Raw genomic sequence first — 15348 nt, 5'->3', positions numbered from 1 at the left:
TTTAAAAATAATCTCATTTACGGCTTAGAAATGTTATTTTTGTTAGCGTAATAAAATAAAAGGAAGGTATAGGTAATGAAGGATATGAAAATAAAGTATATCAAATACAGCGTTGTTTTATTGATGGTGCTTTTGGGCTATACAAGTTGTACTAAGCAAAAAAAACTAGATGGCGCTAACTATATTGCTCGCGTAGATGATAAGTATTTGGATCGCTCTTCGTTGCAACATATTGTACCTCCGCAGAGTACGGTCAAAGACAGTATCGCTATGGTTGAGCTATTTATCAATAAATGGGCAACCAAACAGCTGTTGATGGATGCAGCAGCATTTAATTTATCAGATGACAAAAAAAGGGAAATAGACGAATTAGTAGCCAATTTCAAATCAGAGCTTTTAATTAAAGGATACCTAGAGAAATTAGTTCAGCAGTCTGTCGATACCGTGGTTCGAGCGAGTGACCTAAAGGAGTATTACGATCAAATAAAAACAGGATTTAGAGTAGATGATATGCTGGTGAAATTAGCCTATGTCAATATTTTAAATTCCAATTCGCATTACAACAAGGTAAAAAGTGGATTTAATGGAGGAAAAGATGTAAAGTATGAATTGTTAGATCAATTGTCACTGCAGATGAAATCCTATGTCTTAAACGACTCCCTTTGGGTAAATGTATCCCAGATTTACGAGAAATTACCCTTTATTAATGCAGAAAATAGAGAACAATATTTAAAAAACAATACCTATTTCGAGGTTAAGGATGAAAATAGTACGTACTTTGTGCGCATTAGTCAAGTACTGAGAAAAGGAGATATTCTTCCATATTCTTATTTAGAACCCTCTTTGCGTTTGATGGTCCTAAATAATCGAAAAATGGAATTATTAAAACAGATAGAAGAAGATATTTTAAAAGATGCAAAAAAAGATAAAAATTATGAAATTTATCAGTAAGAAGGTCATGTTTGCTTTGGGGCTATCACTTGTGATGATAGGAGGAATGCAAGCACAGAATTCAACAGGAAAAAGAAAGATTGACGGTGTAGTTGGCGTTGTTGGAGATTACGTAATCTTAGAATCAGAAATTGATAAGACACTGTTGGAGTTAAAAGCACAGCGTATTCCTATTGATAATTTGTCAAAATGTGATTTATTCGAGCGTTTGTTAGAAGATAAATTATATGCCCACCAAGCAGTTCAAGATAGTATTGAAGTGAATGATGCCGAGGTAACTGCTTTCATGAATGATCAGATCAATCGCATGGTTGAAGAAGTGGGAAGTATGGATCGTATTTTAGGGTTTTACAACAAAAAATCAGAGGAAGAATTCAGAGATTACTTCTTTGATATTGTAAAGCAAAATAAGTTGACACAAGCGATGCAACGACACATTGTGGAAAAAGTATCGATCACACCTGAGGAGGTAAGACAGTTCTTTAAAGCTATTCCAGAAGACGAAAGACCGACGGTGGGGGATGAAGTAGAAATTGCTGAAATCGTGATTAAACCAGAAATCTCAAAAGAACAAAAACAAAAAGTGATCGATCGCTTAAATGAAATGCGTACGGACGTTTTAGAAAATGGCGCAAGTTTTTTCAGTAAAGCGGTATTGTTTACGGATGATAAAGGTTCCGCAGCAAATGGTGGATTCTATTCTATCACCAAAAAATCTCCTTTTGCCAAAGAGTTTAAGGAAGTTGCTTTTAGCTTAGCTGAAGGGGAAATCTCTACTCCATTTGAAACGGAGTTTGGTTATCACATTATCTATTTGGAAAAAATTAGAGGACAACACTTAGATGTACGCCATATCTTATTGGTACCAAAACCAACGGAAAAAGCATTAGAAGAAGCGAAGAAAAAAGCAGAGGGTATTCGCGAAAAAATAGTCAACAAAGAAATTACTTTTGCCGATGCAGCAGCAGCTTCATCTGATGATAAAGATACAAGACAAAATGGTGGGGTATTGAGAGATCCGATGACTATGGATACTCGTTTTGATTTGAATACAATGGAAGATAGAGAATTGTATTTTTTAGTTAATTCACTCAAAGAAAATGAAGTGTCTACTGTTTCTTTAAAAACAGATTATAGAGACCAAAAAAGTTACCGAATTGTAACAATCAACAAAAAGATTGCTGCTCACAAAATTGACTTTGTTGAGGATTATACTAAGGTGAAAAACATGGCGTTGAACAAAAAACAAGAAGAAGAGCTACAAAAATGGGTAACCAAGAAGATTAAAGATGCCTATATTAACATTCAAGGGGAATATAGAGACTGTAAATTCCATAATAATTGGCTTAAAAACTAAGAAAATAATAATCTAAACGATTGAAAACGACATTTTAGCAATAGACTACAATGTCGTTTTTTATTAAATAGGATTGAAAAATTGAAATATCTTAATTTTATAGGGTAAAAAATAATTAATTTCAGATTAATTGATGATAAAGACTAAAAGTATTGTTGTTTCTTCATTAAAGTAGAATGTTTATAAATAATAATTTTTGGATTTGTAGGAAATAGTAAAAACTTTTGAAAATTAATTAGATTGATTAAATTTGCGACGACAAAAAATAAAATACAAGTCAAATGTTCTTTTAAACACCAGGTGAGAGGTTTAGTCTCGTTTTGCTTTTAGCGAATGAAATGGGCCGGATCACAAGGTGTGCAAACAACAACAGTAAGTAAAAAACGAATACAAAATAATATTTTATGGGGGCTAGGAGGCATGTGCTTTTCGATCACCTGTAAGCAATAGATATTAATTATGAGCTTTTATACAGATTACATCAACGAGATTGAAGAAAGAAAAAATCAAGGACTTAACCCTAAGCCAATTGATGGTGCTGAGCTATTAAGCGAAATCATAGCACAAATAATAGATACAGCAAACGCAAACCGTGCGGAATCGCTGAAACTTTTTATTTACAATGTTTTACCTGGTACGACTAGTGCGGCTGGAGTGAAAGCTAAATTTTTAAAAGAAATCATCTTAGGTGAAGCAGTAGTAAGTGAAATTACACCTGCCTTTGCATTCGAATTGTTATCGCATATGAAGGGTGGTCCTTCTATTGCTGTACTATTGGATTTAGCCTTGGGTAATGATACAGCAATCGCACAAGAAGCGGCTAAAGTATTGAAAACACAAGTGTTCTTATACGAAGCAGATACAGCGCGTTTGAAAGAAGCGTTTGAAAATGGAAATGCTATTGCCAAAGAAATTTTGGAAAGCTATGCTCAAGCGGAGTTCTTTACTAAACTTCCTGAAGTAGACGAGAAAATCGAAGTAGTAACATTTATTGCTGGTGAAGGGGATATCTCTACGGATTTACTTTCTCCAGGAAATCAAGCGCACTCGCGTGCAGACCGTGAATTACACGGATTGTGTATGATTACGCCTGAGGCTCAACAAGCAATTAAAGACCTACAAGCACAACACCCTGGTAAAAAAGTGATGTTAATCGCTGAGAAAGGAACGATGGGAGTAGGATCTTCGAGAATGTCAGGGGTAAATAACGTAGCGCTTTGGACAGGTAAACAAGCAAGTCCTTATGTACCATTCGTAAATATTGCTCCAATTGTTGCAGGTACAAACGGTATTTCTCCAATCTTCTTAACTACAGTTGATGTAACAGGAGGTATCGGTATTGACCTTAAAAACTGGGTTAAAAAGACAGATGCAAACGGAAACGTAATGCGCAATGAAAAGGATGAGCCAATTTTAGAAGAGGTTTATTCTGTAGCTACGGGAACGGTATTAACAATTAATACAAAAACAAAAAAATTATACCATGGAGACCAAGAGTTAATCGATATTTCGAAAGCTTTAACTCCACAAAAAATGGAATTTATCAAAGCAGGTGGATCATATGCTATCGTATTTGGTAAAAAAATCCAAACATTTGCTGCTAAATTATTGAAAGTAGAAGCGCCTGTAGTTTTTGCTCCTTCAAAAGAAATCTCAATTGAGGGCCAAGGATTAACAGCAGTAGAAAAAATCTTTAACCGCAACGCAGTAGGTGTAACAGAAGGAAAAGTATTACACGCAGGTTCTGACGTTCGCGTAGAAGTGAATATCGTAGGATCACAAGATACAACAGGATTGATGACTGCTCAAGAGTTGGAAGCAATGGCAGCAACTGTTATTTCTCCTATCGTAGATGGAGCTTACCAGTCAGGATGTCACACAGCATCTGTATGGGATAAAAAAGCACAAGCAAATATCCCGAAATTGATGAAATTCATGAATGATTTCGGTTTGATCACGGCTCGTGACCCGAAAGGAGAATACCATTCTATGACAGACGTAATCCACAAAGTATTAAACGATATTACAGTGGATGAGTGGGCAATCATCATCGGAGGAGATTCACATACAAGAATGTCTAAAGGGGTGGCTTTTGGAGCGGATTCAGGAACGGTAGCTTTAGCTTTAGCAACAGGAGAGGCTTCTATGCCAATTCCAGAGTCAGTAAAAGTAACCTTCAAAGGAAACATGAAAGAACACATGGATTTCCGTGATGTCGTTCACGCTACTCAAGCACAAATGTTACAACAGTTTGGTGGAGAAAACGTATTCCAAGGAAGAATTATCGAAGTTCACATCGGAACTTTACTTGCGGATCAAGCGTTTACATTCACAGACTGGACAGCAGAAATGAAAGCCAAAGCGTCTATCTGTATCTCTCAAGATGAAACCTTAATCGAATCATTGGAAATTGCGAAAAGCCGTATCCAAATCATGATCGATAAAGGAATGGATAACAAAAACCAAGTGTTACAAGGGCTAATCAACAGAGCAAACAAGCGTATTGAAGAAATTAGAACAGGAGATAAACCAGCGTTGACTCCAGATGCTAATGCAAAATACTATGCTGAAGTTGTTGTAGATCTTGATATCATCGAAGAACCAATGATCGCCGATCCAGACGTAAATAACGATGATGTTTCTAAACGTTATACACACGATACAATTAGAGAGCTTTCTTTCTATGGTGGAGATAAAAAAGTAGATCTTGGATTCGTAGGTTCATGTATGGTGCACAAAGATGACTTGAAAATTGTTTCTCAAATGTTGAAAAACATCGAAAAACAAACAGGTTCAGTGAAGTTTAATGCTCCACTTGTTGTTGCAGCTCCAACGTATAATATCATTGACGAATTAAAAGCAGAAGGCGATTGGGAATACTTACAAAAGTATTCTGGTTTTGAATTCAGCGACCTTTTACCTAAAAACAACGCGCGTACAGAATATGAAAATATCATGTACTTAGAACGCCCTGGTTGTAATTTATGTATGGGGAACCAAGAAAAAGCGGCAAAAGGAGACACGGTAATGGCTACCTCAACGCGTTTATTCCAAGGACGTGTAGTAGAAGATTCAGAACGCAAAAAAGGAGAATCTTTGTTAGCTTCAACACCTGTAGTTGTACTTTCTGCTATCTTGGGTAGAGTTCCTACAATGGAAGAGTATAAAGCTTCTGTAGAAGGAATTAACTTAACAAAGTTTAAACCTATTTCTACGAAATAATTCTTTTAATAGAATAGATACAATATAAATGAGACCTTCTTTTTTAAGAGGGTCTTTTTTTTGTGCGGTTTGTTTTTTGCACTTTGCGCGGTTTGTACTTTGCGCGGTTCGCTCTTTATCTCACCTAGTTCATATTGGTTTTGGTGTTTGATGAATCTACGCTACGCTTCGATTTGTTGTTTGCTCTTTGCGCGGTTTGTACTTTGCGCGGTTCGCTCTTTATCTCACCTAGTTCATATTGGTTTTGGTGTTCGATGAATCTACGCTACGCTACGCTACGCTACGCTACGCTACGCTACGCTACGCTACGCTTCGATTTGTTGTTTGCTCTTTGCGCGGTTTGTACTTTGCGTGGTTCGCTCTTTATCTCACTTAGTTCATATTGGTTTTGGTGTTCGATGAATCTACGCTACGCTTCGATTTGTTGTTTGCTCTTTGCGCGGTTTGTACTTTGCGCGGTTCGCTCTTTATCTCACCTAGTTCATATTGGTTTTGGTGTTTGATGAATCTACGCTACGCTTCGATTTGTTGTTTGCTCTTTGTGCGGTTTGTACTTTGCGTGGTTCGCTCTTTATCTCACCTAGTTCATATTGGTTTTGGTGTTCGATGAATCTACGCTACGCTTCGATTTGTTGTTTGTACTTTGTGAGTTTTGTCCTAATACTTGGATTAATTATTTACTCTTTCAATTTTTTACGTAAACTTACTAGTTGATTTGTAATATGTTCTAATTTTTCGCGGAGATAAACATATTCTTCAGGAGATATTAACTCTAAATCCAAACTTAAAACAAGAAAATTAATTACCTCAATAGCAGAAGAGTATGAAATATTTATCATATGAGTTTTGTCTTTATTTGTTGTTCTAGCCATTCCTTCAGCTATATTAGCCATTACACTAGACATTGCTCGTCTTAGTTGAGAAACCAAACCATATTTTTCTTCGACAGGAAATTTCTTAGTGAGTATGTAAATATCTTTAGTTGTATTTCTGGCATTCTGCCATACGGTAAGCTTTTCAAAAAAATAATAGTGCATAATGTAGAAAATGTTAACGTTATATATTTATAATGCATTCAAAATGTATTCCGTTTTTCATTATGGATGATAATATTTTATGTAGTAATTAAAATCAGACCACGCTCACAAACAACAAACAACAAACCGCGCAAAGTGCAAAAAACAAACAACAAAGTAGAATCATTTTAAATATCTCGCTTTAACATTTTCATACTTTTTATCTCTCCTAAAAGCAGTAAATTGTAGTATAAATCAAACATTTAAAAAAGAATTGTTATTATGGCTTTTGATATCGAAATGATTAAGAAGGTGTATGCAAAGATGCCTGATCGCGTGGCGAAAGCGCGTGAGTTAGTTGGTCGTCCTTTAACACTTACAGAGAAAATTTTATATACGCATTTATGGGAAGGCATGCCTGCTCAAACATTTGAACGCGGAAAAGATTATGTTGATTTTGCTCCAGATCGCGTAGCTTGTCAAGATGCAACGGCTCAGATGGCGTTGTTGCAATTTATGCATGCGGGAAAAGAGAAAGTAGCTGTTCCAACAACGGTACACTGTGATCACTTGATTCAAGCAAAAGTTGGTGCAGCAACAGATTTAAAAGTTGCAGAAACACAATCGTCAGAAGTATTTAATTTTTTATCATCGGTATCCAATAAATATGGCATCGGATTCTGGAAACCAGGAGCGGGAATTATTCACCAAATTGTTTTGGAAAACTATGCTTTTCCGGGCGGATTGATGATAGGAACAGATTCCCATACCGTAAATGCAGGTGGATTGGGCATGTTAGCCATTGGAGTAGGAGGAGCTGATGCGGTAGATGTGATGTCAGGTATGGCTTGGGAACTTAAATTTCCAAAGTTGATTGGGGTGAAGTTAACCGGTAAATTGAACGGATGGACGGCGCCTAAAGATGTCATCTTAAAAGTAGCAGATATTCTTACAGTAAAAGGAGGAACAGGAGCTATTGTGGAGTATTTTGGCGAAGGAGCCTTATCGATGTCGTGTACAGGAAAAGGAACAATTTGTAATATGGGAGCAGAGATTGGAGCAACAACTTCTACTTTTGGTTATGATGATTCCATGCGTCGTTATTTAGCGGCTACGGGACGTCAAGATGTGGTTGATGCAGCCGATCAAGTAGCAGAACACTTAACCGCTGATGCCGAAGTTTATGCGAATCCAGCTCAATATTTTGATCAATTAATCGAAATTAACTTATCCGAGTTAGAGCCACACATCAATGGTCCGTTTACCCCAGATCGAGGAACACCCGTTTCAAAAATGAGAGCCGATGCAGAAGCAAATGGTTGGCCTTTGAAAGTAGAGTGGGGGTTAATCGGATCTTGTACCAACTCTTCTTATGAAGATATGTCAAGAGCTGCTTCTATCGTTGAGCAAGCAGTGAAACATGGAATCACCCCTAAAGCGGAGTTCGGAATTAATCCTGGATCAGAACAAATTCGCTATACCATTGAACGAGATGGAATTATCGAAACCTTTGAGAAAATGGGAACTAAAGTATTTACCAATGCTTGTGGACCTTGTATTGGACAATGGGATCGCGCAGGAGCAGATAAAGGAGAAAAGAATACTATCGTTCATTCATTCAACCGAAATTTCTCTAAACGCGCGGATGGTAATCCCAATACTCATGCTTTTGTAACTTCACCCGAAATGGTAGCTGCTTTAGCTATTGCAGGCGATCTAGGGTTTAATCCACTTACAGATACACTAATCAACGACGAAGGACAAGAGGTGAAATTGCTTCCTCCAACAGGGGATGAATTGCCAAAAAGAGGATTTGATGTGGAAGACCCAGGATATCAAGCTCCCGCAGCAGATGGGGCAAATGTAGAAGTTATTGTTTCTCCAACATCAAGCCGTCTTCAATTATTAGAACCCTTTGCCCCTTGGAATGGACAAAATATTACAGGAGCAAAATTGTTGATCAAAGCTTTCGGTAAATGTACGACGGACCATATTTCCATGGCTGGACCTTGGTTGCGCTTCCGTGGTCACTTAGATAATATTTCAGATAATATGTTGATTGGTGCAGAAAATGCATTTAACCACTTAACAAATAAAGTGAAAAATCAGCTGACAGGAACGTATGATGCCGTACCTGCAGTTCAACGTGCGTATAAAGCCGCAGGAATCCCTTCGATTGTTGTGGGAGACCAAAACTACGGAGAGGGATCCTCACGTGAGCACGCTGCGATGGAACCTCGTCATTTAGGAGTAACTGCGGTATTGGTAAAATCATTTGCACGTATTCACGAAACAAACTTGAAAAAACAAGGAATGTTAGCCCTTACGTTTGCCAATGAAGCCGATTATGACAAAGTACAAGAAGATGATACAATCAATTTCTTAGATTTGACAGAATTTGCTCCAGGTAAAGCGCTACACCTAGAATTTGTTCATGCAGATGGATCTAAAGATGTAATTGCTGCAAATCACACGTATAATGCTAGTCAAGTAAAATGGTTTAAAGCAGGTTCTGCTTTAAATTTAATCGCAGCAGGGAAGTAGGTTATTGGAGATTGGAAAATGGAGATGCGTATGTGATCCATTTAGTATAAGTAGAATATAAATAAGAAAGGGTTTTCGCTTTAAAACGAAAACCCTTTCTTATTATACTGAACCCATTTTTTTTTATGCTTTTTGCTCTTTGCTCTTTGCTCTTTGCTCTTTGCTTTTTGCTTTTTGCTCTTTGCTTTTTGTTTTTTGCTCTTTGTTTTTTGCTCTTTGTTTTTTGCTCTTTGTTTTTTGCTCTTTGCTCTTTGCTCTTTGCTTTTTGCTCTTTGTTTTTTGCTCTTTGTTTTTTGCTCTTTGCTTTTTGCTTTTTGCTCTTTGCTCTTTGCTTTTTGCTCTTTGCTTTTTGCTCTTTGCTTTTTGCTCTTTGCTTTTTGCTCTTTGCTACAATCATCTTAATTAGAAGAGTCTACCCATTTCCCATCTCCACTTTCCCATCTCCACTTTCCCATCTCCACTTTCCCATCTCCACTTTCCCTTCTCCAAAACAATTTTTTTGTTTTGGTGTTCGATGAACCTACACGGCGTTTCGGTTTCACCCTTTTCCCTTTTCCCTTTTCCCATCTCCAATACCCCATCTCCAATACCCCATCTCCAATACCCCATCTCCATTTTCTATCACTCACAATTGATTATACTCCTCCGTATCTTCAGCCTTTAATAAATCTATAAAATACGTGGCTGCTTTTTTCTGGTAGCTGTCTTTCAAACGCAAAGTAACTGCTTCGCGTTTCATATTGGTTCCTCGAATCGGGATCGCGCATAACCCTTTTTCGCCGTGTACGGTCGCTAAAGTTAAGATGGTTTGAAAAGCTCCTGTTCGAACTAAGTCTACAATGGTTGCTGTATAGTTCACTTCTACGGTAATATTGGGTTTTACCTTGTATTTTTCAAACTGACGATCTAAGAAGTCACGCGTACTGAATCCTTGAACAGGAAGAGCTAAGGTTAGCTGTTCTACCTCTTTTAAGGTAAGGCTCTTTTTGGTTGCCAAAGGACTCTTTGACGAGACAATCACCGCCATATCCGAACTCATAATGGGGTCATGTAGAAGCTCATCACTGTGCTTTCCTTCGTAAAAAGTCAAGGCGAAGTCAATCTCTTGTTTGAGGAGTGCTTCAATGAGTTCTGTAGTGGTGCCAAAGGTTACCTGTAGTTTGATCTTTGGGAATTGTTCGATGAAATTTTTAAATGCATTAATGACAATGGATTTTAATCCCCAAGTCAAACCAATACTCAAGGTTCCCGTATTAATTTGCTTTAAATCCTCAAGAATTAATTTACCATCATTGGAGGCTTGGATACTCTTTTCCGCATAGGTAGCAAAGAGCTCACCGGCTTCTGTGATGGATACGCGTTTGCCAATGCGATCAAATAAAGGGATACCCAATTCATCTTCTAATTGTTTAATTTGCTGAGACAAGGTGCTTTGGGTGATGTATAGTTCCTTTGCTGCTTCGGTAAAGTTGAGCAATTCCTTTGCTTTTAAAAAATATTTGAGTTGTCTGAGTTCCATATAGTAATCGGTTTTATCGATCGATGTTATAGAAAAATACCATTTTACAAATTTAGAACTTAAGTTTACCTTTACTTCAAATTATAGCATAAAATGGCAACAACGACCTATATTGACTTTAAAGATACGGAGAAAGCGGTCAAAGGAAGCGTGCGTTATAAGCGAATCAAATGGGGGATTTTTTTAATTGGGGTTTCTGTTTTTGCACAGCTCTACAATTATCAACCACTCCTGTCGGAAATAACGCATTATTTTAGCATCACACCCGCTGAAAGTAGCTATTTGGTTTCGGCTTCGACTTTGGGAATGGCCCTTGGTTTGCTATTGTTTGCTTTTATTGCAGACCGTTATCCTCGAAAAGACGTGATGTTGTTTTCGTTGGTTTCCTCTACTTTATTGACCTTAGTGTCTGTTTTTGTTGCCGATTTTTCGCTGTTAATTAATATAAATCTCCTAAAGGGAATTTGTATTTCGGGCGTATCTGCGGTGACTTTGGCGTATTTAGCAGAAGAGATCGATGGAAAATCCATAGGAACAGCGATTAGTTTTTATTTGGCAGGTAATACGTTTGGCGGTATGTTTGGGCGTATTATCGCTGCTTTGGTCAGTGGGTGGTACAATTGGCAAGTAGCGGTGTTGACGATTGGACTGTTGGCGTTGGGGATTGCTGTTGTCTTCTATTTTTTGTTTCCTGAATCAAATTTCTTTGAGCCTGAAAAAGGAAAATTCAATAAAAAAGTCCGTCAAATGCAACGCATTTTCAGCAATAAAAAAATCTTGGCGATGTATGTCGTTGCGATTTGTTTGATGGGAGCATTCGTGAGTATTTACAACTATTTGGGGTTTAAATTAGAAGCCCCTCCTTATAGCCTACCACATTACCTCATTGCCTTAATTTTTCTTATGTATGCGTTTGGGATTGTGGGAAATTTAGTAGCAGGTCGTTTATCTGATCGCTATCCGGCAAAAAAGGTATTGCTGTTTGCTTTGGGGTTACTTTTAGTGGGGCTAGGTCTGATGTATGTCGCTGATTTAGTCGTGATCTTAGTTGGACTAACCCTGTTTACTGTTGCTTTTTTCAGTGGGCACACCATTGCGAGTCGCGTTGTTACACAGGTAGGAGGAAAGGCTAAAAGTTCGGCCACAGCATTGTATTGGTTTTTCTACTATATGGGGTCTACGTTAATTGGCAGCTCCACCGGTTTTTTTATCAATAAAAACCATTGGGGTGGCTTCTTTACTACCTTGATGGTGTTAGGGGGGATTGCACTACTAGCAACGTATCTAACCACTAGAAATACAGCCTCAAAATAATACGGATTACTACTGTTATTTTATTTTTGCTTGAAAATGACCTATTTTCGCATTTGTTTTAAATAGATAACACCATGAATGACCGTCAGGATCAAAAAGTTGTTTTAGCCATTGATGAAAAACCCAAAATGGGACAGTGGTTTTTATTGAGTATTCAACACTTATTCGCCATGTTTGGCGCAACGGTTTTAGTCCCTACCTTAACGGGAATGGATCCTGCTATCGCCTTGATATCTAGTGGAATTGGTACGTTGGTTTTTATAGCGATTACCCGAGGCAAAGTTCCTTCTTATTTAGGATCTTCTTTTGCGTTTATCAATCCCATTATCGCCATCAAAGCGATGGAACAAGTAACGACAAACGATGTACCTGTTGGAAGTTTTTTAGTGGGGAGTTTTTTAGTTGGGGTGGTGTATTCTTTCGTTGCACTTTTGATTGCTAAAGCAGGAACTAATTGGCTGATGAAGTTACTGCCGCCTATTGTTGTGGGGCCTGTGATTATGGTGATTGGATTGGGATTAGCTAGTACAGCAGTTGGGATGGTTACTAATAATCCCACAGGTGAATATGACCTTACTTATGTGACGATCGGATTAGTAACTTTAGCCATTACGATTATCGCTGCGATTTTTACCAAGGGATTTTTGAGCGTTATTCCTGTTTTGGTTGGTATCATAGGAGGATATTTATTTTCAGCTTCGATGGGCGTTGTTAACTTCGCACCTGTGATGGAAGCCGCTTGGTTTCAAATACCTAATTTTACTATTCCTTTTGTCGATTATACACCTTCGGTTACACTGTATGTCGTCTTTGTGATGTTACCTGTGGCTATTGTACCTATAGCAGAACATATTGGACATCAACTGGTGTTGAGTAAGGTAATCAATAAAGATTTAATTAACGACCCAGGTTTAGATCGTTCGATGTTAGGGGATGGTGTAGCTACCATGTTAGCCTCCTTGATTGGAGGTCCACCAAATACAACGTATGGAGAAAATATTGGTGTCTTAGCCATTACACGTGCCTTTAGCATTTATGTTTTTATTGGAGCCGCTTGTTTTGCTATCCTCTTTGGATTTTGTGGAAAAATTACCGCTTTACTCGCTACGATTCCCGCTCCAGTAATGGGTGGTGTATCCATTTTGTTATTTGGAATTATCGCTTCCAGTGGATTGCGTATGTTGGTGGAAAATAAAGTTGATTTTAAAGTAAAACGCAATTTAATTATCTCTTCTGTGATTTTAATCATTGGAATTGGGGGTGCAGCGATCCATATTGGTGATTTAATGTCAATTGAGGGCATGGCATTGGCTTCCATTATTGGTATAATTTTAAATATTGTATTGCCAGGAAGGAAAGAAATTACCTTTGATGATATGTTTAAGGAATAAAATTGTGAATATATTGTGTAAAAAAGGTTAAAATATATTAAAATTAAAATTAATTATTTTTATTTGGCATTATGGGTATAAAGTTTATATATTTATGCTAAATAAAATCAGGTATGTTTAATAAAGGAGAAAAAAAGAAGAAAGGATGGATTGGAAACGCAGTTTTCATCCTGATTCTTTTTGTGGTGCTATTTACTCCATTGGGGACGACGTTTAAGGTATGGGTAAATCAGCTAATAGCGATGAGTCCCAGTTTAGAGAAACAAGAAGATGTTGAGCAAGTAAGTTTAGAAGGGTGGACTTTATTAGACGAGGAAGGACGGGTATTTGATATTGCAAGTACGAAGGGAAAAGTAGTGATACTCAACTTTTGGGCGACGTGGTGCCCACCGTGTATTGCTGAAAAACCTAGTTTTCAAGCGCTGTATGACGATTACAAAGACAGTGTTGTCTTTTTGTTTGTTACAACGGATGATGCCGATAAAGTAAAGGCATTCAAAGAAAAACACGGCTATACCTTACCGACCTATTTTCAACAAGATGGCCCTCCAGCAGCTTTGTATTCGACTTCTTTACCTGCTTCTTATGTTATAGACAAAAAAGGAAATATTGTAGTAAAGAAATTTAGAGCCGCCGATTGGAATAGTTCCAAATTTAGAGTGTCATTAGATGAATTGATTCAAGCGAAATAATAAAAAAAGTCTTTGGTTTCCCAAAGACTTTTTTATTTTTTAGATTTGATTTAAAGTAAAAGTGATTTTATAATCATCCATTTCTGCTTGAACGATATAATTTCTGCCATTGTAGACAAATTTGAGGTAATCCTTTACTGCCCCTGTTGCCCGTATGGTGGAACATACTTCTCTTGTTTGGTAGTTGTACACTAATTCATTGCTAAAAACAGTATCAGGAATTCCTATTTTTCAAGGATAGGATAAAATAGTTGTATTTTTTTGTGAGTATTTTATAGATTCTGTTTTAGCAAAAAAAGTAAAAGAAACTAGATGTTGTGACCAATACGCCAAAGCACACCAGAAGGATCAAGTAGAACAAAGTCGCGCATATTCCATTGACGATCCTCCGGGAGAGTTACGTTAATAGCAAAAACCTCGTCAAGATGTAAGTCTTGGATGTGTTGATACCAGTCATCTACATTTTCTACGTGTAAGTGTAACATATAGTTTTCGGCTAGCGCTTTGACATAAAAGTTTTGCAAGAAAAATTTGGTTTGTCCCAACGCTAGTAAACACAACTGTTCGCCTTGCCAAAGGATCGTAAAGCCCAGTTGGGTATAAAAAGAAATGGAGGTTTTTAAAATCTTTACACGGAACAAAACTCTTGCGCTCAATTGTTGTCAAATTAGGAGTCGAACGCTTCATAATAGAGTGAATGAATTGGCTTACAAAGGTACTTTATTTTAGAACACCAAAAGAAAAAAGCGCTTGTAATCTGGATGGATTAGCAAGGAAATTAAATAGCAAATAATCATTTTTTTAAAAGCTAACTTATTTGTTTCTAGTTGTTTATTTGATTTTGAATAGGTTTTAAGGGTTATTTTTCGTATCTTGTCCCTTGTGTAATTTTAAATTTTTAATATGTCCTCAAATGAGATTTTTGAACTAGATCAAGCTAGTATTTGCGAATTAGTTGGGAAAAGGTTTAGGGTTTCTTATAAAGAAGAACGCAATGGAATAGTTGAAGCTGTAAGCCACGATAAAAAGCTCATTGCGCTGGATTATTCAGACAAACAGGAGGTGAACCATTACATTTTTAGTGATGGAGTACAGCACATTAAAATACCCTCTGCCCATTTAGTAACAATGACACAAGTATAAGACAACAGAAGACCCGTTATAGCGGGTCTTTTTGTTTTTATAAAACTGTATCTTTGTCTAATATTTCGTTTTTACAGATGAAGACAAAGAAAAAAGTGGTTCGCGTTCAGCTATAATCAAATAGAAGACCCGTTATAGCGGGTCTTTTTGTTTTTATAAAACTGTATCTTTGTCTAATATTTCGTTTTTACAGATGAAG

Annotated in this window: 13 protein-coding genes; 8 read left to right on the top strand and 5 right to left on the bottom strand. The window is 37.2% G+C overall.

The genetic code is table 11. The features are described from left to right. Positions 1–84: 84 nt before the first annotated feature. The 3 genes from ACPDHL_RS14730 to ACPDHL_RS14720 all read left to right on the top strand — a co-directional run bounded on the left by ACPDHL_RS14730 (position 85) and on the right by ACPDHL_RS14720 (position 5530). Positions 85–951, top strand: a complete 867-nt coding sequence (locus tag ACPDHL_RS14730) for a hypothetical protein (protein ID WP_430533505.1) — start codon at positions 85–87, stop codon at positions 949–951. Beyond that, the gene (locus ACPDHL_RS14725; RefSeq protein ID WP_430533504.1) at positions 935–2308 is read left to right on the top strand and encodes a peptidylprolyl isomerase; all 1374 of its coding nucleotides are present in this window, start codon (positions 935–937) and stop codon (positions 2306–2308) included. Before ACPDHL_RS14730 ends, ACPDHL_RS14725 begins: the two co-directional genes overlap by 17 nt. A gap of 459 nt (positions 2309–2767) precedes the next feature. Next, the gene (locus ACPDHL_RS14720; protein ID WP_430533503.1) at positions 2768–5530 is read left to right on the top strand and encodes a bifunctional aconitate hydratase 2/2-methylisocitrate dehydratase; all 2763 of its coding nucleotides are present in this window, start codon (positions 2768–2770) and stop codon (positions 5528–5530) included. A 677-nt stretch (positions 5531–6207) separates the two neighbouring features. Here ACPDHL_RS14720 and ACPDHL_RS14715 read toward each other — a convergent pair. Next, complete coding sequence (locus ACPDHL_RS14715; protein WP_430533502.1) at positions 6208–6567, bottom strand: four helix bundle protein; 360 nt, start codon at positions 6565–6567, stop codon at positions 6208–6210. Between the two features lie 261 nt (positions 6568–6828). Between ACPDHL_RS14715 and ACPDHL_RS14710 the strand changes: the two genes are divergently transcribed. Beyond that, the gene (locus tag ACPDHL_RS14710) at positions 6829–9090 is read left to right on the top strand and encodes an aconitate hydratase (protein ID WP_430533501.1); all 2262 of its coding nucleotides are present in this window, start codon (positions 6829–6831) and stop codon (positions 9088–9090) included. A gap of 1 nt (position 9091) precedes the next feature. On the opposite strand, the gene ACPDHL_RS14705 is transcribed toward ACPDHL_RS14710, so the two are convergent. From ACPDHL_RS14705 to ACPDHL_RS14695, 3 genes are read right to left on the bottom strand one after another with little or no spacing between them, the layout of a single operon-like run. Then, on the bottom strand, positions 9092–9487 hold the full coding sequence (locus tag ACPDHL_RS14705; protein ID WP_430533500.1) for a hypothetical protein: 396 nt from the start codon (positions 9485–9487) through the stop codon (positions 9092–9094). Between the two features lies 1 nt (position 9488). Beyond that, the gene (locus ACPDHL_RS14700) at positions 9489–9719 is read right to left on the bottom strand and encodes a hypothetical protein (RefSeq protein WP_430533499.1); all 231 of its coding nucleotides are present in this window, start codon (positions 9717–9719) and stop codon (positions 9489–9491) included. After that, positions 9716–10609, bottom strand: coding sequence for a LysR substrate-binding domain-containing protein (locus ACPDHL_RS14695; protein ID WP_430533498.1), 894 nt, complete (start codon positions 10607–10609; stop codon positions 9716–9718). Before ACPDHL_RS14695 ends, ACPDHL_RS14700 begins: the two co-directional genes overlap by 4 nt. A gap of 93 nt (positions 10610–10702) precedes the next feature. On the opposite strand from ACPDHL_RS14695, the gene ACPDHL_RS14690 reads away from it, so the two are divergent. The 3 genes from ACPDHL_RS14690 (at position 10703) to ACPDHL_RS14680 (ending at position 14006) form a co-directional block, all read left to right on the top strand. Next, positions 10703–11923 (top strand): MFS transporter, encoded by a 1221-nt coding sequence (locus tag ACPDHL_RS14690; RefSeq protein ID WP_430533497.1) that lies wholly within the window; start codon positions 10703–10705, stop codon positions 11921–11923. A gap of 74 nt (positions 11924–11997) precedes the next feature. Beyond that, positions 11998–13314 carry a solute carrier family 23 protein gene (locus ACPDHL_RS14685; RefSeq protein ID WP_430533496.1) on the top strand — a complete coding sequence of 439 codons (1317 nt, stop codon included), beginning with the start codon at positions 11998–12000 and terminating at the stop codon, positions 13312–13314. Between the two features lie 113 nt (positions 13315–13427). Then, positions 13428–14006 carry a TlpA family protein disulfide reductase gene (locus ACPDHL_RS14680; RefSeq protein ID WP_430533495.1) on the top strand — a complete coding sequence of 193 codons (579 nt, stop codon included), beginning with the start codon at positions 13428–13430 and terminating at the stop codon, positions 14004–14006. Positions 14007–14314: 308 nt separating this feature from the next. Here ACPDHL_RS14680 and ACPDHL_RS14675 read toward each other — a convergent pair whose 3' ends face one another. After that, on the bottom strand, positions 14315–14662 hold the full coding sequence (locus tag ACPDHL_RS14675) for a VOC family protein (protein ID WP_430533494.1): 348 nt from the start codon (positions 14660–14662) through the stop codon (positions 14315–14317). 247 nt (positions 14663–14909) lie between these two features. Here ACPDHL_RS14675 and ACPDHL_RS14670 point away from each other — a divergent pair, with 247 nt between their 5' ends. Next, the gene (locus tag ACPDHL_RS14670; RefSeq protein WP_430533493.1) at positions 14910–15149 is read left to right on the top strand and encodes a hypothetical protein; all 240 of its coding nucleotides are present in this window, start codon (positions 14910–14912) and stop codon (positions 15147–15149) included. Positions 15150–15348: the final 199 nt, after the last annotated feature.

The organism is Myroides sp. C15-4, from assembly GCF_050522745.1.
In the GTDB taxonomy this organism is placed as follows: Bacteria; Bacteroidota; Bacteroidia; order Flavobacteriales; family Flavobacteriaceae; genus Flavobacterium.
The sequence above is the reverse complement of the archived record's forward strand: the minus strand, read 5'-3'. Positions and strand labels throughout refer to the sequence as shown.